Source organism: Romboutsia sedimentorum, assembly GCF_030131845.1.
In the GTDB taxonomy this organism is placed as follows: Bacteria; Bacillota; Clostridia; order Peptostreptococcales; family Peptostreptococcaceae; genus Romboutsia_D; species Romboutsia_D sedimentorum.
Genome location: NZ_JASKYM010000002.1, coordinates 106140 through 128805 on the forward strand (window position 1 = coordinate 106140; position 22666 = coordinate 128805).

Below are 22666 nucleotides of genomic sequence, written 5' to 3' on the forward strand. Positions count from 1 at the left end.
GTAGAGGAGGTATAACATGAACTCGCTAAAGGATAGTAAGACTAAATTAAACTTAATGAGAGCTTTTGCAGGAGAAAGTCAGGCAAGAAACAGATACACTTTTGGAGCATCTCAAGCTAAGAATAAAAAATTGGCACTAATAGAACAAGCATTTATTTATACAGCAGACCAAGAAAAAGCTCATGCAAAGGTATTTTATGATCATTTGAAAGAACTTTCAGGTGAAACTATACATATAGATGGAGGATATCCTGTAGAAATATATGATGATATAATACAAACGCTAAGAGCAGCTCAACAAGATGAGTACAAAGAATGGGAAGAAGTGTACAAAAGTTTTGCAAATACTGCTAAAGAAGAAGGATTTGTATCAGTAGCAAATAGCTTCGAAAAAATAGCAGAAATTGAAAAAACTCATGGAGACAGATTTGGTGATTTTGCACAAAAGTTAGAATCTAATATGTTATTCAAAAGTGTTGAAGAAGAACAATGGATATGCTTAAACTGTGGCCATATACACAGCGGCAAAGAAGCACCAAATAATTGTCCAGTATGTTCTCATCCACAGGGTTATTTTATATTGTATTCTAAATCACCTTTTGAAAACTAAAAAATAATTTATCGTATAAAAATACATAAAGAAAGAGTTTTCAAAACACTTGACAGGATTATACAATTATTATAAAATTAATCCTATAAGATAGTAATATAAACATCTACTATAAAAGGGTAATACAAAAATCTACTTTAAAATAAATTTGAAAAATGGATTGTTACTGATAGAGCAGGCAATACCTAAATTAGGATATAAGTTATTTTTGTATCTTAATTTAGGTATTTTATATTTTATATGATTTATTAAATAAAATTTCAAGTAAGGGTGTGAGTAAATAGACATGATTATTCAAAAAATTTATAACAACAACGTAGTATTGGTTATAGATAAAAAAAGTAAAAAGGAACTAGTACTCACTGGCTGTGGAATAGGATTTCAGAAAAAAGTAGGAGAAGAAGTAGAAAAAGATAAAGTAGAAAAAAAGTTTATAACTGAAAATGAAACATTAAAAAAGCAAATAACTAAATTGATAAGTGAAGTTGACGAAAATATATTTAACTTAAGTTCTAATATAATAGACTATGCAAAAGAATACTTATCATCAGATTTAGATGATTATATATACGCTTCTCTTACAGATCATATAGCATTTGCATTTAAAAGACATGAAGAGAATATAGAAATAAAAAATGATTTATTATATGAAATAAAGAGAATTCACAAAAGAGAATTTGAAGTTGGAAAATGGGCAATAGAATACATAAATAAAGAATTTGGTGTTCAATTTTCAATAGATGAAGCAGGATTTATAGCGATGCATTTAGCAAACGCAAATTATAAAGATAATATAAGTGAGTCATTTTTAATGACAAACATTGTCAATGAAATACTTGATATAATAAAATCTTATTACAATATTGAGTTTGCAGAAGATGATTTTAATTATGATAGATTAATTACACATCTAAAGTTCTTTGCAAAGAGACTAATAAAAAAAGAACATATAGAAGATAAAAATAATGGACTTATAAATATAATAAAGTTACAATATAGAAAACCCTATGATTGTTCATGCATAATAAAACAATTTATAGAAGATAATAATGAGTATATAGTGAGTGAAGACGAACTGTTATACCTTACATTACACATTAATAAAGTTATATCAGCTATAACGTAAAATTTAATACATACAAAACAAGCTATCTAAAATTGTTACTGGTTGGGCAGGCAAGACTTAGGTTTATGAAAATATGTAATAGGTATAAATAATAACAATACTTTTTTTAAGATTGATATTTATATCTGTATAATATTATATTTTTATAGATTTAGGTCTTTTTATATATTAAAATAAAAAAAATTATACAACAAATAGAAGGAGACAAATAATATGAGTTTTTTCAAGAATATATTCAAAGGAAATAAAGATGAAGTTAAGAAAGAACAAATAGCAGCATTAACTAATGGAGAATTAGTTTCAATAACTGAAGTTCCAGATGAAGTATTTTCAACTAAAATGATGGGTGACGGATTCGCTATGAAAACTACTGATGGAATAATAGTATCTCCAGTTGCTGGTAAAATAGGAAGTGTATTCCCAACTAAACATGCTATAACAATAAACTCTGTAGATGGAAGAGAAGTTTTAATACATTTAGGTGTTGATACAGTAAAACTAAAAGGTGAAGGATTTGAATCTTTCGTAGAAGAAAATCAAGATGTTAAAGTTGGAGATAAATTAGTTAAGATGGATGTTGAATTCATAGAAAAAAATGCTAAATCGTCTATGCCTATAGTAATATTTACTAATTTAGATGCATCAGAGAGCGTAAAAATACAAGAAGGTAGTGCAACTGCTGGAGAATTAAATAAAATAGAAATAATAAAATAATTTGAATAAAAAAAATATAAAAAATATTGTGAAAATGTTTACAAAGAATTTGTCGTATGTTATACTTTAGACAGGAATTAAATAAATTAATAAGTAAGTATAGCGTGTTACTGGTAATGCAGGCATGGGCTAAGTTATTTATAGATACCTTGTGTAACTATAAATTGTTTAGCCCTTTTTTATTGGGAAGTTATGTAATGTGATTTAAAATTTTTAATAATCTTTTACATAAATGAAAATAATAAAACTGTGTAGTCGGTAAAAACGTTTTTACAAAATTAAACAAAATAGGAGGAATAATAATATGCTTCAATACTTACAAAGAATTGGTAAAGCAATAATGCTTCCAATCGCAGCACTACCAGTTGCAGGTATATTACTAGGTGTTGGTGGAGCGCTACTTAACATAGCGAACTTACCTGATGCACCAGCAATATATCAGCCGTTAATAGCTTTTGTTGATATCCAAGCAATAACAATAATTTTAAAACTAATGCAAGGTATCGGTGATATAGTATTTGGTAACTTACCATTACTATTTGCAGTAGGTACTGCAGTTGGTCTTGCTAAGCAAGATAAAGGTACTGCTGGACTTGCTTCTGTATTTGGATTCTTAATAATGAATCAGGTTATAAGTATATTACTAGGCTTAGGTGCTACTCCACTAGGTGTTTTAACACCAGATGCAGTACCAGCTCAATATGCAACTTATGTAACTAAAACACTAGGAATATTTACTCTTAACATGTCAGTGTTCGGCGGTATTATAACAGGTATAGTAACATCTACATTACACAATAAATATTACAAAATACAATTACCAGCAGTTATAGGATTCTTCTCAGGTTCAAGATTTGTACCTATCGTAGTTTCTTTAGCAATGGCAGTTACAGGTGTTATATTAGCTTACGCATGGCCATTTGTACAAGATGGAATCGCTTTAATAGCTTTATTTGTTAAAAATGCGGGACCAATTGGTACTTTCTTATACGGAGTAATCGAAAGATCATTAATACCATTTGGACTACATCATGTATTCTATACTCCATTCTGGTTTGGTTCTTTCGTAGATGGACAAGTTTTAGCAGATGGAGCTTGGCAAACAGTACAAGGTGCTAACTATGCATACTTTGCTCAATTAGGTCATATGAAAGATTTAGTTGGTGCTGATCCAGAAACTATGTCAAAAATAGTAGCAGGTTCAACAAGATTTATGGCAGGTAAATTCCCATTCATGATGTTTGGATTACCAGCAGCAGCACTTGCAATGTATCATACAGCAGCAGATAACAAGAAAAAAGTTGTTGGAAGTTTATTAGTTGCAGCAGCATTTACATCATTCTTAACAGGTATAACTGAACCATTAGAATTTACATTCTTATTTGTTGCACCAGCATTATATGGAGTTCACTGTTTAATGGCAGGTCTTTCATTCTTCTTAATGGACATATTTAATGTATTTATAGGTATGACATTCTCAGGTGGATTTATAGACTTCTCATTATTTGGATTACTTCCTGCAGGAGCTGGAGTTCCAACAAAATGGTTTATGGTATTAGCAGTTGGAGCAGGATATGCAGTTGTTTACTACTTCTTATTCAAGTTCTTAATATTAAAATTAAACTTAAAGACTCCAGGTAGAGAGGGAGACGAAGAAGAAGCTAAACTTTACTCTAAAGCTGACTTTAATGCAACTAAAGGATCAAATGCTAAAGATGAAATAGTTGAAAATGCTCCACATGTAATCGCTGCATTAGGCGGAGGAGAAAATGCTGTCTCAATAGATGCATGTATAACTAGACTTAGAGTTGAAGTTTTAGATAAATCTAAAGTAGACAAAGCTAAACTTAAAGCATTAGGTGCTGTAGGAGTTATAGAGGTTGGTAATGGAATACAAGCAATCTTTGGAGCTAAAGCAGATGCATACAAACATGAGATAAACAAAATATTAGGAAGAGACTAATATTAATATAAAACAACACAAAAACCTAGCGTATTCGCTAGGTTTTTGACATTTAACAGAAATAGGAGTATAATTATAAGATGAATTTAGTGATATAAATTACTTTGTTTTAAGAGGTGAAAAGTATGGAAAATACAATAATACAACCAGTTTTAGTTGGTGGAGATATAAATTGCTATTCTGTTGCAAGAGCATATCATGAGGCTTATGGTGTTAAGTCAATAGCATTTGGAAGATATGCACTAGGAGCAACTAAAGATAGTAATATAATTGATTTTAGAATAGATCCAAAAATAACAGAAGAAAAAGAATTCATAGAAGTTTTATTAAAAACAGCAGATGAATTAGCAGCACCTAATAAGAAACTAATATTAATGGGATGTACTGACGAATATGCAGAACTAATAATTGACCATAGAGATGTACTAAAAGAAAAATATATAGTTCCTTATATAAATAGTGAATTAAAAAATAAATTAATAGAAAAAGAATTATTTTATCAAATGTGTGAAGAAAAAGGATTAGATTATCCAAAGACTTTCATATATTCAAAAGGTGATAAAATAGAGCATTTTGGATTTAATTATCCAGTTATAATAAAACCTTCAGACAGTGTATTATACTGGCAGTTCCCATTTGAAGGAATGAAAAAAGCATATGTAGCTAATAATGAAAAAGAGTTTATAGAAATAACTAGCACAATATACAAAGGCAAATATGATAAAAATTTAATAATACAAGATTTTATACCAGGTGATGACTCAAATATGAGAGTTTTAACTTGTTATTCAGATCAACATGGAAAAGTAAAGATGATGTGCTTAGGACATGTATTATTAGAAGAGCATACTCCAAAAGGAATAGGAAATCATGCTGCTATAATAACAGAGTATGATGGACCTTTAATGGAAAAATTTAAAACATTCTTAGAAGATATAAATTATACTGGATACTCAAACTTTGACATAAAGTTTGATACTAGAGATAATACATACAAAGTATTTGAAATAAACCTAAGACAAGGTAGAAGTAACTACTATGTAACAAGCTCTGGAAATAATATAGCTAAGTATATAGTAGAAGATAGAGTATACAATAAAGAGTTAGACTTAAAAATCCAAAAAGATGAATTTTTCTGGCATGTTATACCAAATAATGTTGTTTACAAATATGTAAAAGATACATCTTTAGTAAATAAAGCTAAATCTTTAGTTAGTCAAGGAAATAGTGCTACATCATTTGGATATGATAAAGACTTAAAAGGAAACTTTAAGAGACGTTGGTATATACTTTTATACAGTATAAATCAAATGAAAAAGTTTAAAAAATACTGCAAATAGATTGGTGAGATGACTATGGAAACTAACAAGACAGTTGGAGTGATGGGTGGATTAGGTCCTATGGCTACCGTTTATTTTTATGATATGATAGTTAGAATGACAGATGCAAAATCTGATCAAGAACATATTGATATGATAATAACTAATCGTGCAACAACACCTGATAGAACTGATTATATAATTGGAAAGTCTCCAAAGAATCCTGTCGATGTGCTTGTAAAAGACGCTAAAAAATTAGAACAATATGGGACAGATTTTTTAGTACTTACATGTAATACAGCACATTACTTTCATGAAAAAATAGCTGAAAGTGTAAAGATACCAGTTGTAAATATAGTAGAAGAGACTATTATATATGCAAAACAAAAAGGGTACAATAAGCTTGGAATACTAGCTACAACAGGAAACATACAAACAAAGTTGTATCAAAATATGTGCGAGAAGTATGGAATAGACTATTTAGTATTAGATGATAAAAGACAACAACATATAATGGATATTATTTATAAAGATATAAAGAGCGGAAAAAGTGCAGATATGGAAAAATTCAATAAAATTGTTGAGTATTTAAAAGAAAACAATTGTGATGGATCAATACTTGGATGTACAGAACTTTCTATCTTAAAAAATGATAATAACTTAGACAATAAATTTTATATAGATTCTTTAGAAGTATTAGCTAGAAAAACTATAAATTTATGTGGCAAAAATTCTAAGTAAACAAAAAATAGAGTAGGTAAAACTACTCTATTTTTCTAAAATTATTATAAAAATATTTGTATACTTGGTAAGAATATTCAATTAAAAATAAAAAATATTATGTTATACTACATAATTAAAAGCAATAAACAGGAGGATTAGATTATGAGATTATTAGAGATGATGAATGAAGTAGTATTTAATGCTAATAAACCTTGGGATAAAATAAAAAATACACAAGTGAAAGACTTGGCATATAACTCTTCTAAATGTAGGGATGGATATATGTTTATAGCTATAAAAGGTGAAAGCTTAGATGGTCATAAATATGCACAAGATGCATATGAAAAAGGATGTAGAGTATTTATATTACAAGATGATGTGAAACTTAATGAAGACGCTATAAAATTATTCGTTAAAGATAGCAGAATAGCTTTATCAAAAATTTCATCAAATTATTTTGGTAATCCTTCTAAAGAATTAAAAATTATAGGAGTTACAGGTACAAAAGGAAAAACTACTATAACAAATTATTTAAGTACAGTTTTAAACCATGCTGGATTAAATACTGGTGTGATAGGAACTAATGGAACTTTCTATAATGGAAAAGAAGAAAGAACAGCTAATACAACGCCAGAGAGTTATGAGTTACACAGAATATTTAGAGATATGCTAGATAGTGGAGTTAAATGTGTATCAATGGAAGTATCATCAGGTGGATTAATGATGGATAGAGTTAAAGATATTAATTTTGACGTAGCAATATTCTCTAATTTATCACTAGACCATGTAGGTCCTAAAGAACATCCAACATTTGAAAATTACTTAGACTGCAAAGCTAAATTATTTACTTTAGCTAAGCATGGTATAGTAAATATAGATGATAAATATGCAAATCAAATAATAGAAAAAGCAACTTGTGATATAGATACTTTTGGAATAGAAAACAAAGGTGATATAGTAGCAAAGAACATAGAATATTCTAGAGAATTAGATTCACTAGGTGTAAGCTTTGATGTAGCAACTCAAAATGAAGAATTTAATACATATATATGCTCACCAGGGACATTTAGTATATATAATGCACTAGCTGTTATATCAGTTTGTAGATATCTACAAATTGACCAAAATACAATGTTAGATGCTCTAAAAAGTGCTAAAGTAAAAGGAAGAGTAGAAGTGTTACCAGTTCTTGATTATGCAACTGTAATAATAGACTATGCTCATAATGGCGTAAGTTTAGAAAATATATTACAAACATTAAAAGAATATGATCACAATAGATTGATATGTTTATTCGGATCAGTGGGAGGAAGAACAAAATTAAGAAGAAAAGAACTTGGAGATGTAGCATCTAGAGAATGTGATTTATGTATATTAACAAGTGATAATCCTGATTTTGAAGATCCAATGGATGTAATAAAAGATATAGCTGATTCATTTAAAAACTCAGAATGTGATTATATAGTAGAACCTGATAGAAAAGTAGCTGTTGAAAAAGCATTAGAGATAGCTCAAGATGGTGATATGATAGTATTTGCAGGAAAAGGGCATGAAGAATATCAACTTATAAAAGGGGAAAATCTACCTTTTAGTGAAACAGAAGTAGCTATAAATGCAGCTAAAAGAATTATGGAAAATAAAGGTAAAAAACAACTTTCATAATAAATATAGATATATAAAGCTTAGCAATTAAGTTAATAATAAGTTAGAAAAGAGAAGTTTTATTACTTCTCTTTTCTGTATGTAAAAACAAAATTACTTATAATAATAAAAAACAGATAGAGGTGAATTTATGGACAAAGGAGAAATATTTTTATCGTTACTTGAGAAATCAAGTTTGATAATAGTTTTATTTATTATGATCACTAAGATAAAAGGATTTAAATATATATTTCAAAAAGAAAATCATAATATAGGTGATTTATTTATTATATCTATAATATTTAGTTTATTAGCAATGCTTGGGACTTATAATGGTATTAGCGTACATGGCTCATTAGCTAATACAAGAATAATTGCTATAGTATCTGGAGGTATATTGTTTGGACCATTAGTAGGTTTTACGTCTGGATTTGTATCTGGTTTTCATAGATATATGCTTGATATGAGCGGTATTACAAGTATTCCTTGCTTCATATCTAGTATATTTGCAGGATTGTTATCAGGGTATGTAAGTAAAAAAGTTAAGGATGAGCAAAAGTGGTTCTATGGAATTATGTGTGGAGTAGCATCTGAAAGTATTAGTATGTTTTTAATATTTTTAATGTCATATCCACATAACACAGCGGTAGTAGTTATAAATAAAATATATCTACCAATGATAGTTGGTCAAATTGGAATAGGTTTTTTAGTATCTGTTGTAAATGTTATAAAAAAAGAAAAAGAAGAGATAGCTGCATTTCAGTCAAAGTTAGCATTAAATATAGCTAATAAAACTCTACCATACTTTAGGTCTATAAATGAAGAATCACTAAAGGTTATATGTGGAATTATAAAAGATGAAATAAAGTCAGATGCAGTGGCAATAACAGATAGTGAAAAAGTACTAGCTTATGTAGGTGTTGGGCAAGAGGTATTTAACAAACCTAATGTAGAGCTTAGTGATACAACTAAAGAGTCAATGAGGGAAAATAAAATATTAAATATAAAAGTAGAGAATGAAGAATATTCTTTAAGTAAAAAAGTAAGTTTAAAAACAGCTATGATTATACCATTGACAGATTCTCAAGGAGTTATGGGAACTTTGAAAATATATTATATAAAACAATATGAAATGAGTTATTCAAAAAAATCTTTAGCTATAGGATTGTCTTATATTATATCCACATTAATGGAGATATCTAAAATTGAAAAAATTAAAGAAGCAAAGAATAAAGCAGAAATAAAAGCACTTCAGACTCAAATAAATCCTCACTTTTTATTTAATGCATTAAATACTATAACTTCTTTTATAAGAATAGATCCAGACAAAGCAAGAAATCTTATAATAAATTTATCTACATATATGAGATATAACATAGAAGTAAATGATAATCTTATAGACATACAAAAAGAATTAGAACAAGTAAAAGCATATGTTGAAATAGAAAAAGCAAGATTTGGAGATAAATTAAATGTAGTTTATAATATAGATCAAAACATAGATGTAAAAATACCGAGCCTTATAATTCAGCCATTAGTAGAAAATGCAATTATACATGGAATAAGAAAAAATGGTGGTTATGGAACTGTAATAATAGGTGCAAAGCAGTATGAGAACAAAACTGAAATTTGGGTAGAAAATGATGGTATAACTATAGGTGAAGATATAATTGAAAAAGTATATAATGATGATATGCCAGAAAATAAAATAGGGCTTTATAATGTTCATTTAAGATTAAAATTGCTTTATGGACGAGGTCTTAACATACTTAGATTAAGCCCTGGAACTAAAATAGAATTTTATATTTGTTAGGGAGGATATAATGAAATCAATAATAGTTGAAGACGAATTTCCTGCAAGAGAAGAACTTAAATATTTTATCAAAAATTTTAGTGATATAGAAATTGTTAGTGAATTTGATAATGGGATAGATGTATTAAAATTTATACAAGAAAATAATATAGATGTGATTTTTTTAGATATTAATATACCGCTACTTGATGGGATGTTACTTGCAAAAACAATAAAAAATTTCAAAGTAAGTCCTAAAATAGTGTTTATTACAGCTTATAAAGAACATGCAGTGGATGCTTTTGAACTTGAGGTTTTTGATTATATACTAAAGCCTTACTCAGAAGAAAGAATAGTTTCTATGTTAAATAAACTTAAATTATTTGATGAGAATAATAAAATTAAAGATGAAAAAAATCTAGATGATAAATTATTACATAATGAAAATTTAGTAAGTAGTGTTAGTTTGTGGAAAAATGAAAAATTAATGGTAATAAATACAAAAGATATATATTATTGTGAAGCTAGGGAAAGAGAAACGTATGTGTTCACAAAATATGATGAATATATAGTAAAATGTAGCTTAACTGAATTTGAAAAAAATTTACCGGATAATATATTTTTTAAAACACATAGGTCTTATATAGTAAATATCAATAAAATAAATGAAATAATACCTTGGTTTAACAATACATATAACTTAAAATTAAAATATAAAAAATGCGATATACCAGTAAGTAGAAGTAAAATAAAAAACTTTAGAAAGTTGATGCATATATAAGTGCACTTTATACACTAAATTATGCATTTCATGCAAAACTAAATCTATTTAATGTCAAAAAAAGCTATTATATTGTTGAAATAATAAATATTAACACAAGAATATATTGTGGAGGAGAAAACGATATGATAACATTTTTAGCATGCTTGACGTTTCTTATAGTTGGATATTTTGTCTATGGAAATGTAGTTGAAAGATCTGTGAGTTTAGATGATTCAAATTCTACACCAGCAGTAAAATTACAAGATGGTGTAGATTATGTACCAATGCCATGGCATAAGGTATTTTTAATACAATTTTTAAATATAGCAGGAACTGGTCCTATATTTGGGGCTATAATGGGAGCATTATTTGGACCTGTTGCATTTTTATGGATAACATTTGGAACTATATTTGCAGGAGGAGTACACGACTTTTTATCAGGTGTTATATCTATGAAACATGATGGTACTTCAGTTTCTGAAATAGTTGGAATATATTTAGGCGATAAAATGAAGATAGTTATGAGAGTATTCTCAGTTATATTATTAATATTAGTTGGGACTGTATTTGTTACATCTCCAGCCGGATTATTAACATCTATGACTGGAATAGATAAAAATATTTGGGTAGTATTAATAATAATATATTATATGTTAGCTACAGTTTTACCAGTTGATAAAGTTATAGGTAAAATATATCCTGTATTTGGAGCAGCTTTATTATTTATGGCGATAGGTTTATGTGGTGCTATGTTTGTAGGTCATATTAACGGAACTAGACCAATGATGGAACTTACACTACAAAACTTACATCCAGATGGATTAGCTATATTCCCATTCTTATTTACTACTATAGCATGTGGTGCTATATCTGGATTCCATGCTACTCAATCACCTATGATGGCTAGATGCCTTCATAAAGAATCTGAAAGTAAAAAAGTTTTCTATGGAGCAATGGTAGTAGAAGGAATAGTAGCTTTAATATGGTGTGGTGTTACAATCGCATTCTTTGGAGATACTTTATCTATACAACATGCTTTAACAGAATATAATGGACTATCAGGGGTAGTAGGTGTTTTATCTAAGGGATTATTAGGACCAATGGGGTCGATTCTTGCAATACTTGGTGTTGTTGCTTGTCCTATAACTAGTGGGGATACTGCATTTAGAAGTGCTAGACTTACGATAGCTGATGCATTTAAAATAAAGCAAGAAGGATTTAAAAATAGATTTATATTAGCAATACCACTATTTGCAATATGTATAGCATTAACTACAATAGATTTTAATATAATATGGAGATACTTTGCTTGGTCTAACCAAACTTTAGCGACTATATTCTTATGGGCAGGAACTGTATATCTACTTAAAAATAAATCAAATTACTGGATGACTTTAATACCAGCAACATTTATGACTTCTGTATGTATGGCATATATATTACAAGCACCAGAAGGATTTAGATTAAATGCAAATATTTCTAACTGGGTAGGAGTACTTAGTGCAGCAATATTATTTGTACTATTTATGATAAATAAAAATAAGTTAGTAGAAAATGTAGCTGATAAAAAAATAGCTTAAAATAAAAAATGTAATAAAAAAAGCTTCTATCAATAAAAATTTCATTGATAGAAGCTTTTTTATATTATACGTTAAATCTGAATAATATAACGTCTCCATCTTTAACTATATATTCTTTTCCTTCAAGTCTAACAAGACCTTTGTCTTTAGCAGCACTCATAGTACCAACGCCAATTAAGTCATCAAATGCTATAGTTTCCGCTCTTATGAATCCTCTTTCTATATCAGAGTGAATCTTTCCACCAGCAACTGGTGCTTTTGTACCAGACTTTATAGTCCAAGCTCTGATTTCTTGAGGACCTGCTGTTAAGTAAGACATAAGTCCAAGTAATGAATAAGAAGATCTTATTAATTTATCTAATCCTGATTGCTCAAGACCTAGAGTTTCTAAGAATTCTTGCTTTTCTTCATCAGAATCAAGTTCAGCTATTTCTGCTTCTATTTGAGCACAAACAACAACAACTTCAGCATCTTCACTAGAAGCAAATTCTCTAACTATATTAACGTAAGCATTGTTTTGTGCTTCATCAGCTAAATCATCTTCACATACATTAGTAGTGTATATTACAGGCTTAGAAGTAAGTAAGTTTAATGAATCAACAAAAATCTTTTGATCATCATTAAATTCCATAGTTCTAACACATTTTCCGTCTTCTAAAGTAGCTAATATTTCTTTTAAGAATTCAAGTTCAGAAGCTAATGCTTTATCAGCTCTAGCAGCTTTAGAACCTTTTTGTATTCTTCTGTCTAATATCTCTATATCAGAGAATATTAATTCTAAGTTTATAGTTTCCATATCTCTTAAAGGATCAACAGAACCGTCAACGTGAACAACGTTAGGATCTTCAAAACATCTAACAACGTGAACAATAGCATCAACTTCTCTTATGTGAGATAAGAATTTATTACCTAAACCTTCACCTTTAGAAGCACCTCTAACTAGTCCTGCTATATCACAAAACTCTATAGCAGTAGGAACTACCTTTTTAGAATTATATAATTCTTTTAATTTTTCTAGCCTTTCATCTGGAACAGAAACAACACCAACGTTTGGTTCTATTGTACAGAATGGATAGTTTGCAGATTCTGCTCCTGCTTGAGTTATTGCATTGAATAGTGTACTTTTACCTACATTTGGTAAACCAACTATACCTAATTTCATAGTCATCGTCCTCTCTTTTGTCATAGTTATATATTATAAATTTAAACAACCTATCAAGGCGCCAAATTGAGCTAAAAAGCCAATTTTATAAATTTACAAGATTCTATTATAGACATACATACTGATTATACCTCATATATATAATAGATGTAAACTACACATTTACATTAAAAAAAATATTGGGGTTGATTTTATGTTACTTTCAATACTTTTATTTATATCTATAGCTTTTAGTTTTATATTTAAGGGATATATGGAAAACATATTTATAGTCTTGGCAACATTAATAATTTATAAGCAAGTAATAATAAATAAAGATTATAAATATATGCTTTATGCTTTTATTATTTCATTTATTTCAGTTAATTTAATAATAGCATTTAGCTTTAAAGACGAAATAAGTTTTAAAGATGTAAAAGTAGGGGAAGATAAAGAAGAAACATTAATACTATTAGTTTCAGAAGGAGAAGCTAAACATTATGACATAAAGGAAAGAGCTATTCAAATAAATTACGAAAATGGATATAAATCTATATTAAGTGGTATAAAATCATTATATGATTACAAAACATACTATAATCAGTTAGAAGACAGTACATTTAAAGATGAAGCAAATGAAGTTGCTACAAAACTAAGTAATCAGCTAGGAGAAAAGTATAAAATAGTTAATTCGTATATGTATACTAAGCCATACTTTGAAAATTCATTAGAAGATGTTATTTCAAAAGGATACAAGAAAATAATAGTTTGCCCTCTTTTTATGACAGAAGGGAAAGACTATGAGGTATTTAAAGAAAGATATGAAAAATTAAATTTATTACCATTAGACTTAGAACAAATAGAAATACTAGAACCGTTTTATAAATCAAATAATTTAGCAATGGTTTATAAAGATGAAATATTAAAAAATGTTAGAAATTTAGGTGAAGATGCAGGTGTACTATTAATAGGATTATATGACAAAAATAATCTAGAACAAGATATATTATTTAGAGAAAAAATAAAAGAATACATAGAGTATGAAGAAAAAAATATAGATATTCAAATAAAATTACCTCTTTTAGAAAATAATAAACAAGATATAATAAAATCAGGAGAAGAGTTACTAGAATATGGGATACATACCTTGTATGTTGTTACTCCAACATGTACAATTGACACTATGTATACTAAGCATTTAGCAAAGAGTATACTTGAAGACTTAGATATGGGAAATACTAAATTTTATTATATAGACCCTGACAAAAAAGAGGACGCTATAGTAGAGGAGCTTTTTACAAGAATATCATTAAGAAATAAGTAGGAGGATAAAATGGAAAAAGATATAAAAAAAATCAACTTAGGTAAAAATATTAACTTAACATTAATACGTGCTGAAAAGTTTAAATCTAATCTTGTTAGTATTTATATACAAAGGTTATTAGATAAAGAAGAAGCTACAAAAAATGCATTACTACCAACTATAATAACTAGTGGATGTGAGAAGTATCCTAGTTTAAGAGAAACATCGAATAAATTAGACGATTTATATGGTTCATCTATGATAGGAGATGTTTCTAAAAGAGGAGAACGTCAAGTAATATCATTTAAAATAATAAGTACTAATGAAAAGTATTTAGATGAAAAAATATTTACAGATGTTATAGAATTCTTCAATGAAGTTTTAAATAAACCTTTAGTAGTAGATGGTGGGTTTAACAAAGAGTATTTAGATATAGAAAAAACTAACTTAAAAGATAGAATTCAAGCTAAAATAAATGACAAAGGCAGATATGCACTTGAAAGAACATTTGAAGAAATGTGTAAAGGTGAAAGATTCAGTATAAGTGAAATAGGCTATGAAGAAGACTTAGATAAAATAAGCCCTAGTGACTTATATGAACACTACAAGCATATAATAAAAACTTCTCCTATAGATATAGTTGTAGAAGGTGATTTTGATGAAAATGAAGTTGTTGATATAATAAGTAAAAACTTTACTTTTGAAAGAGAAGAAATAATAGAAATCCCTAGAGAAGAATATAAAGCAAATATAGAAAAAGTAAAAGTAATTGAAGAAAAAATGGATATAACTCAAGGTAAATTAGTTATGGGATATAGAACTAATGTAGACTTTAGAGATGAAGATAAATATTATCCACTAGTAGTGGGATGCAATGTATTAGGTGGAGGACCTCATTCTAAGATGTTTGTAAACATAAGAGAAAAAGAAAGCTTATGTTATTATATTTACTCATCAGTTGAAAAATACAAAGGAATATTGTTTGTATCATCAGGCATAGAAGTACAAAATTATGAAAAAACTGCAGAACTAGTTAAAAAGCAATTAGAAAGTATAAAAAGTGGAGAAATATCAATAGATGAAATAGAAAATAGTAAAAGTGGATTAATAAACTCAATGAAGTCACTTTCTGATAGTATAGGTGGAATGTCTGATTTTTACTTTGCACAAGGTATGAGTAAAACAAATTCTACGATAGAAGATATCATACAAAATATAGATAAAGTTAAAAGTGAAGATATAGTTAAAGCTTTTGAATCAATAGAACTTGATACTGTTTATTTCTTAAGAAACTAAGTGAGGTGGCATATATGAAAAAGATAACTAACGATGTATTAAAAGAAGAAATTTATTATGAAAAATTAGAAAATGGGCTAGATGTTTATTTTATGCCCAAAACTGGATTTACTAAAAAATATGCAGTTTTAGCAACTAACTATGGTTCCAATGAACTAGAATTTATTCCAATTGGAGAAAGTGAAAAAATCAGAGTTAATGAAGGAATTGCACATTTCCTAGAACATAAAATGTTTGAACAACCAGATGGAGGCAATGCATTTGATAAATTCTCTAAATGGGGAGCAAGTGCAAATGCGTTTACTAATTTTACAATGACAGCATATTTATTCTCAGTTACTGAAAACTTTTATGATAGTTTAGCTCACTTAATAGACTATGTACAGACTCCTTACTTTACAGACGAAAACGTAGAAAAGGAAAAAGGAATAATTGAGCAAGAAATAAAAATGTATGATGATGACCCTAATTGGAATGTTTATTTTAACTGCTTAAAAGCATTATATGTAAATCATCCTGTAAAAGTTGATATAGCAGGAAGTGTGGAAAGTATTAATAAAATAACAAAAGAAGAGCTATATAAATGTTATAATACATTTTATAACCCGGGAAATATGACATTATTTGTTGTAGGAGATTTGGATTGTGACAAAGTTATGGATATAGCTAAAAAAGCTAACCATTATGATGTAGATAAATTATCTAATGAAATACAAAAATTTTATCCAAATGAACCAGATAACGTTAATGAAAAAGAAATTGTAGCTAAATTCCCTATATCAATGCCTACATTTAATATAGCCTTTAAAGATAATAAAGTAGGTATAAAAGGAAATGAGCTTTTAAGAAAAGAAATAGTAACAGAAATAGTAATAGATATGATTTTTAAAAGAGGTAGTAGATTGTTTGAAGATTTATATATGAAAGGTCTTATAAATGATAGCTTTGGAGGAGGGTTCTCTTCTCAAATAGATTATGGATTTACTATAATCGGAGGCGACTCTAAAGATCCTAGAGAAGTTAAAAAAATAATACTAGAACATATAGAAAAATATAAAATAGAAGGTCTTAACAACCAAGAATTTGAAAGAATCAGAAAGAAAAAAATAGGAAACCTATTAAAATATTTTGATTCAGTAGATTTCATAGCTAATAATTTTATAACTTATAATTTTAAAGGAATAAATCTATTAGATTATTTAGAGGTACTAAAAGATATTAAGTTTGAAGAAGTACAAGAGAGATTAAATTCTCACCTAAAAGAAGAGTACTGTGTTATATCTATAGTAGAACCAATTGAAAAATAAAGCATATAATTAAAAGCATAAAAAGAATGTCTCAAAATGAATTCAATCATTAAGAGGCATTCTTTTTTGTATAAATTTAAATTATTTTAGTGAAATTCACACATTAAAAAAATTACTATCTGTTTAAAAAACTTCATTTACGATTTTATTGTAGATAAGGTTATTTGTATGAAAATAAAATGAAAAATATAATATATTAAAAATATATTTTGATTTTAAAAAATACTTGATATATCAATGCCTAATACATATTTAAAAACGCTACCAAAATGATTACTTGCTTGACACAACATACAACTTCAAATTAAAATAAAGTTGTAGATAGAAAAAACTTGAAAAAAAAACAAAGTTGTTTGTTTGAAAAATATACCTAAAAAATTATAAAATAAGGGGGAATTAATTATGAATAATGAAATAAAACAAAATAAAATAAATTATGTATTTATAATATCTTTAATATTAACAAGTATAGTAGTTATTACAGCAATTATTTCGCCAGACATATTTGAAACAATATCAAATTCTATGTTTAAGGTGATAATAAATAATTTCAGTTGGATATATACAATAGGTATGCTTGCATTAGTAATATTTGCGGTATTTTTAATTTTTAGTAAATATGGAAATATAAGGCTTGGTAAGGATACTGATAGGCCTGAATTTAGTAATCTCTCATGGTTTTCTATGTTATTTGGAGCTGGAATGGGTATAGGATTAGTATTCTTTGGAGCAGTAGAACCTATGAAGCATTTTATTGCACCAATAGGTTCTCAACCGGGGTCTAGTGAGGCTGTAACTTTTGCAATGCAACAGTCATATATACATTGGGGTCTTCATCCATGGGCAGCTTATTCTATAATGGGATTAGCTCTTGCATATTTTCAATTTAGAAAAGATGCACCAGGTCTTATAAGTAGTGTATTTTTACCTATATTAGGAGAAAATGGAGTAAGAGGTCCAATAGGAAAAACAATAGATATATTAGCAGTATTTACAACGGTAACAGGAATAGCAACATCATTAGGTATGGGAACTATGCAAATTGCAGGAGGATTAGAATATGTTTTTAATATAGAAAATACCATACAAATACAAATATTAATAATAGCAATTGCAACTATTTTATACACATTAAGTTCTACAAGTGGCTTAGATAAAGGTATAAAAACATTATCTAATATAAACTTAAGTCTAGCAGCATTTATATTAATAGGAGCTATATTAATAGGACCTAAATTAGACATGTTACGAAATTTAGGAAATGGTGGAGTTGCTTACTTAACACAGTTTATATCACAAAGTTTATATATTGATCCAAGTAAGGCTTGGATTAGTCAGTGGAGAGTATTCTATTGGGCATTATGGATAGCTTGGATACCATTTGTAAGTATATTTATAGCAAGAATTTCTAAAGGAAGAACAATCAGAGAATTTATAATAGGTGTAACTTTAGTTCCTGCATTAGCGTGTATAATATGGTTTACTGTATTTGGTACATTGGGAATAAATTTAGGAGCTGAGTTTGCAAGCAATGCGACATCAGTAACAGAAACTGCATTATTTAAAGTATTTTCAAATTACCAGTTTGGAAATATATTATCAGTAGTATCAATGGTGTTATTGTGTACATTCTTTGTATCATCAGCAGATTCAGCAACGTATGTATTAGGAATGTTTACATCTAATGGGGATTTAAATCCAAGCAATCAAAAAAAGATAATATGGGGAATTGTTCAAGCGGGATTAGCAATAGCACTTTTATTATCAGGTGGATTACAAACACTGCAGATGGTCTCTATAGTATCGGCATTCCCATTTGCTATAATAGTTAATATAAGTATAGTATCAATTGTTAAGGCACTTAGAGAAGAAGTTAAGCAATCAGAAAAGACCTTAGCAGATACTGAAGAAGATTTATCAAAAGAATGCATTATAAGTAAGATGGGCTAAAAAAAACTAAAACAAAAATATAATATACAATAAAGAAGCAAAAACAGAGTGATGAATTACTAATTTAGCATTCTATTTTTGCTTTTCAAATTAAATAATTGCACTAATAAACACATGGAATTTTATGTCCAATTAGTATAAAAATGCAGGTACTGAATGATGAATACTGCTATCTCCAACTACTAAAAGGAGGTCATTTTCTTTAAACTCAATATAAGGTCCAGGGGATACTATAAGTTCGCCATCACGTTTGATTCCAACTATAGTTGCACCTGTATGTTGCCAAAAGTTAGTGTCACTAGCTGTTGAACCTATAAATTTACACTCTTTTGTAATTTCAAATTCAAATGGGATAAGTGGGTTAATATTAGATAATCGGCTAGAATAATCCACTATCTTACTTATGTTATCAATAATTTCACTTTCTAATTTTGATCTTGATATTAATAAGTTATTTAAATTAGATTTATATGAAGATATGTTGGTAATATTTTGATGTTTATTCAAAAAAGATAATGCTTTTTGGGAAGATAAAACCCAAATTCCTTTCCCTTTAACACTAGAAACCACTTCTAAGTCTTCAAGTATCTTCATCGATCTTCTTATTGTTTCTGGAGATACATTATATGTACCTGCTAGAGAAGATCTTCCACGCAGTAAAGTTCCTTCTTGTATTTCACCTATGTTTATCTTGTTAGCTATATCTAAGGCAATCTTATGATATATAGGTAGTGAGTAATTCTTTTCCATTTTTCCTCCTAAAATATATACTTTAGCACATATTATTTTATACTTTATATATAAATATGTCTACATTGTTAAAACTAATAAAATTGAAATACATTGTTGTTTAGATTTTATAAATAATATATATTATTATTTATAAACTGTTATAATATTACAATAGACTTCATAAAAAATATAAATTGTAGATATGTACTAAACATTAGATAGACAAAATAAAAGTTATATAAATAAAAAATATTAAAAATAAGAGGTGATAGTATGGACAGAGTGGCATTTAGCGTGTTTGGAATAGATGTTATGTGGTATGGAATTCTTATGGCAACAGGTATGATTTTAGGAACTTTAATAGCACTTAAAGAAGCTAGGAGAGTAGGAATAAAGGAAGATGATATCCTAGACTTAGCAATAATTGCAATACCAGTAGGGTTACTGAGTGCAAGATTGTATTATGTTATCTTTAATTGGGAATATTATTTCCAAAATCCATCTCAGATTTTAAACTTTAGAGGTGGAGGAATGGCTATTCATGGTGCACTTATTGGAGGTATACTTACAGGGTATATTTTTAGTAGAATAAAAAAAATAGATTTCTTAAAATTGGCTGATACTGTTATAATAGGTATGCCCCTTGCACAAGCAATAGGTAGATGGGGAAACTTCATAAATGGAGAAGCACATGGAGGACCTACAAACTTACCATGGGCGATAGTTGTAGATGGAGTTAGAGTTCATCCAACATTTTTATATGAATCAATATGGAACATAGGTGTATTTGTAATCTTATGGATGCTTAGAAAGAAAAAGAAATACGAAGGGCAAATTATAGTATACTACATAACTCTATATTCTCTAGGTAGATTCTTTATAGAAGGACTTAGAACTGATAGTCTTATGATAGGGCCACTTAGAATGGCTCAAGTTATAAGTTTAGCAGGTGTAGTTGGTGGTATAATTGCACATATATATTTGTCAAAGAGAAATAAACAAAGTAAAATAGAAGAAGACAAAAAGTAACTAAGGAGAAAAATAAAATGGAATTTCATCACGTATCCGTACTTTTAAATGAGTGCATAGATAATTTAGACATAAAGCCAGATGGCGTATATGTAGACTGTACAATGGGTGGAGCAGGACACTCTAAGGAAATAGTAAAAAGACTTTCAGAAAAAGGATTATTTATAGGATTTGATCAAGATAAAAATGCTATAGAAACTGCTAAAGAAAGATTAAGTGAATATAGCGATAGAGTTAAGTTTGTTCATAGTAATTTTGAAAATATAAAAGAAGAATTGGCTAATATAGGTGTTTATAAAATAGATGGAGTTCTTGCAGATTTAGGTGTATCATCTCACCAATTAGATGAAGCTGAAAGAGGATTTTCATATATGCAAGATGCACCTCTTGATATGAGAATGGATGTAAGATGTGATTTTTCTGCATATGATGTAGTAAATACATATAGTGAAGAAGAATTAGCTAAAATAATAAAAGACTACGGTGAAGATAACTGGGCTAAACGTATAGCTAAGTTTATAGTGGAATTAAGAGCTGAAAAGCCAATAGAGACTACTGGAGAACTTGTAGATGTAATTAAGAAAGCTGTTCCTAAAAAAGCTAGAATGGATGGTCCACATCCAGCGAAGAGAACATTCCAAGCTATAAGAATAGAAGTGAACAATGAACTTGGTGTAATAACTAATATGATTGAAGATGCAGTATCTATAATGAATGAAGACGGAAGAATATGCATAATAACATTCCACTCTTTAGAAGATAGAATAGTAAAAAATGCATTTAGACATTTAGCACTAGACTGTGTATGTCCTTCAAGTTTACCTATATGTCAGTGTGATAAAGAATCTCTTGTAAAAGTTATAAGTAGAAAACCAATATTACCAACTGATGAGGAAATAGAAGTTAATCCAAGAAGTAGAAGTGCAAAATTAAGAGTTGCAAAGAGAATATAATATAAAATAAAAATAGCTATAACATTAAAATTAATCTTATTTTGGTGTTATAGCTATTTTGTATTACATATAAAATTATATTTAAATGCAAACGTAATCAAAGCTTACCAAAACTTGTTAACTAATATCTGTTGTGATATATTATCTATCAAGGAGATGTTAATTTTTATATAAAAAATATTTAAAGGAGACATTCAAATGTTTAAAGTATCAATTATAACTCTTAGCGATAAAGGCTATGAAGGTAAAAGAGAAGATGTAACAGGAAAAACATTAGTAGAATTTTTTAATAATACAAACCTATATGAAGTCGTTTCATATAAATTAATAAAAGACGATAAAGATATGCTAAAAGATGAAATTATAAAAATTTGTGATAACAACATAGCAGATTTAATAATTACTAATGGAGGGACAGGTTTCTCAAAGAGAGATATAACTCCAGAAGCAACAAAAGAAGTTATAGAAAGAGAAATTCCAGGAATTAGCGAATATATGAGAATGGAATCATCTAAAATTACTAAAAGAGCAATCTTAAGTAGGGGTGTAAGTGGAATAAGAAACAACTCGATAATAATAAATTTACCAGGTAGCCCTAAAGGTGCAATAGAAAATCTTAATTTTGTTATTGATATCCTACCTCATGGTATAGAAATTTTAAGTGGACAAGCCACAGAATGTGCTACTAAAATACAAAAATAGTATATAATTATATGTATACATA

The 22666-nt window shown here is 28.1% G+C and carries 19 protein-coding genes; 17 read left to right on the forward strand and 2 right to left on the reverse strand.

All coding sequences use genetic code 11. The annotated features are described in order from the left end of the window. Nucleotides 1-16: 16 nt before the first annotated feature. From rbr to QOZ84_RS05695, 10 genes are all read left to right on the forward strand, one after another. On the forward strand, nt 17-610 hold the full coding sequence (gene rbr / locus QOZ84_RS05650) for a rubrerythrin (RefSeq protein WP_284131990.1): 594 nt from the start codon (nt 17-19) through the stop codon (nt 608-610). A gap of 286 nt (nt 611-896) precedes the next feature. After that, a complete protein-coding gene (gene licT / locus QOZ84_RS05655) occupies nt 897-1736 on the forward strand; it encodes a BglG family transcription antiterminator LicT (protein WP_284131991.1) in 840 nt (279 codons plus the stop codon). 213 nt (nt 1737-1949) lie between these two features. After that, nucleotides 1950-2450: a PTS sugar transporter subunit IIA gene (locus QOZ84_RS05660; protein ID WP_284131992.1), complete on the forward strand. Its 501-nt coding sequence runs from the start codon at nt 1950-1952 to the stop codon at nt 2448-2450. A gap of 304 nt (nt 2451-2754) precedes the next feature. Continuing rightward, nucleotides 2755-4413 carry a PTS transporter subunit EIIC gene (locus tag QOZ84_RS05665; protein ID WP_284131993.1) on the forward strand — a complete coding sequence of 553 codons (1659 nt, stop codon included), beginning with the start codon at nt 2755-2757 and terminating at the stop codon, nt 4411-4413. Nucleotides 4414-4538: 125 nt separating this feature from the next. Beyond that, nucleotides 4539-5753 carry a carboxylate--amine ligase gene (locus QOZ84_RS05670; RefSeq protein WP_284131994.1) on the forward strand — a complete coding sequence of 405 codons (1215 nt, stop codon included), beginning with the start codon at nt 4539-4541 and terminating at the stop codon, nt 5751-5753. Nucleotides 5754-5768: 15 nt separating this feature from the next. After that, entirely contained in the window at nt 5769-6473 is a 705-nt protein-coding gene (cuyB, locus tag QOZ84_RS05675; protein WP_284131995.1) for a cysteate racemase, read from the forward strand. Between the two features lie 144 nt (nt 6474-6617). After that, nucleotides 6618-8117: a UDP-N-acetylmuramoyl-L-alanyl-D-glutamate--2,6-diaminopimelate ligase gene (locus tag QOZ84_RS05680; RefSeq protein ID WP_284131996.1), complete on the forward strand. Its 1500-nt coding sequence runs from the start codon at nt 6618-6620 to the stop codon at nt 8115-8117. A 130-nt stretch (nt 8118-8247) separates the two neighbouring features. Then, nucleotides 8248-9909, forward strand: a complete 1662-nt coding sequence (locus QOZ84_RS05685; RefSeq protein ID WP_284131997.1) for a LytS/YhcK type 5TM receptor domain-containing protein — start codon at nt 8248-8250, stop codon at nt 9907-9909. Nucleotides 9910-9919: 10 nt separating this feature from the next. Beyond that, nucleotides 9920-10669: a LytR/AlgR family response regulator transcription factor gene (locus QOZ84_RS05690; RefSeq protein WP_284131998.1), complete on the forward strand. Its 750-nt coding sequence runs from the start codon at nt 9920-9922 to the stop codon at nt 10667-10669. 125 nt (nt 10670-10794) lie between these two features. Next, nucleotides 10795-12231, forward strand: coding sequence for a carbon starvation CstA family protein (locus QOZ84_RS05695; RefSeq protein ID WP_284131999.1), 1437 nt, complete (start codon nt 10795-10797; stop codon nt 12229-12231). A gap of 64 nt (nt 12232-12295) precedes the next feature. On the opposite strand, the gene ychF is transcribed toward QOZ84_RS05695, so the two are convergent. Then, a complete protein-coding gene (gene ychF / locus QOZ84_RS05700; protein WP_284132000.1) occupies nt 12296-13393 on the reverse strand; it encodes a redox-regulated ATPase YchF in 1098 nt (365 codons plus the stop codon). A gap of 193 nt (nt 13394-13586) precedes the next feature. Here ychF and QOZ84_RS05705 point away from each other — a divergent pair, with 193 nt between their 5' ends. From QOZ84_RS05705 to QOZ84_RS05720, 4 genes are all read left to right on the forward strand, one after another. Continuing rightward, nucleotides 13587-14696 (forward strand): CbiX/SirB N-terminal domain-containing protein, encoded by a 1110-nt coding sequence (locus tag QOZ84_RS05705; RefSeq protein WP_284132001.1) that lies wholly within the window; start codon nt 13587-13589, stop codon nt 14694-14696. A gap of 9 nt (nt 14697-14705) precedes the next feature. Beyond that, entirely contained in the window at nt 14706-15971 is a 1266-nt protein-coding gene (gene yfmF, locus QOZ84_RS05710; protein WP_284132002.1) for an EF-P 5-aminopentanol modification-associated protein YfmF, read from the forward strand. Between the two features lie 14 nt (nt 15972-15985). Beyond that, the gene (gene yfmH / locus QOZ84_RS05715) at nt 15986-17278 is read left to right on the forward strand and encodes an EF-P 5-aminopentanol modification-associated protein YfmH (RefSeq protein WP_284132003.1); all 1293 of its coding nucleotides are present in this window, start codon (nt 15986-15988) and stop codon (nt 17276-17278) included. 402 nt (nt 17279-17680) lie between these two features. Further along, nucleotides 17681-19228: a BCCT family transporter gene (locus QOZ84_RS05720; protein ID WP_284132004.1), complete on the forward strand. Its 1548-nt coding sequence runs from the start codon at nt 17681-17683 to the stop codon at nt 19226-19228. A 132-nt stretch (nt 19229-19360) separates the two neighbouring features. On the opposite strand, the gene QOZ84_RS05725 is transcribed toward QOZ84_RS05720, so the two are convergent. After that, the gene (locus QOZ84_RS05725) at nt 19361-19978 is read right to left on the reverse strand and encodes a GntR family transcriptional regulator (protein ID WP_284132005.1); all 618 of its coding nucleotides are present in this window, start codon (nt 19976-19978) and stop codon (nt 19361-19363) included. Nucleotides 19979-20233: 255 nt separating this feature from the next. Between QOZ84_RS05725 and lgt the strand changes: the two genes are divergently transcribed. The 3 genes from lgt (at nt 20234) to QOZ84_RS05740 (ending at nt 22644) form a co-directional block, all read left to right on the forward strand. Then, nucleotides 20234-20989: a prolipoprotein diacylglyceryl transferase gene (gene lgt / locus QOZ84_RS05730; protein WP_284132006.1), complete on the forward strand. Its 756-nt coding sequence runs from the start codon at nt 20234-20236 to the stop codon at nt 20987-20989. 17 nt (nt 20990-21006) lie between these two features. Next, on the forward strand, nt 21007-21942 hold the full coding sequence (rsmH, locus tag QOZ84_RS05735) for a 16S rRNA (cytosine(1402)-N(4))-methyltransferase RsmH (protein WP_284132007.1): 936 nt from the start codon (nt 21007-21009) through the stop codon (nt 21940-21942). Between the two features lie 198 nt (nt 21943-22140). Then, nucleotides 22141-22644: a MogA/MoaB family molybdenum cofactor biosynthesis protein gene (locus QOZ84_RS05740; RefSeq protein ID WP_284132008.1), complete on the forward strand. Its 504-nt coding sequence runs from the start codon at nt 22141-22143 to the stop codon at nt 22642-22644. Nucleotides 22645-22666 lie beyond the last annotated feature (22 nt).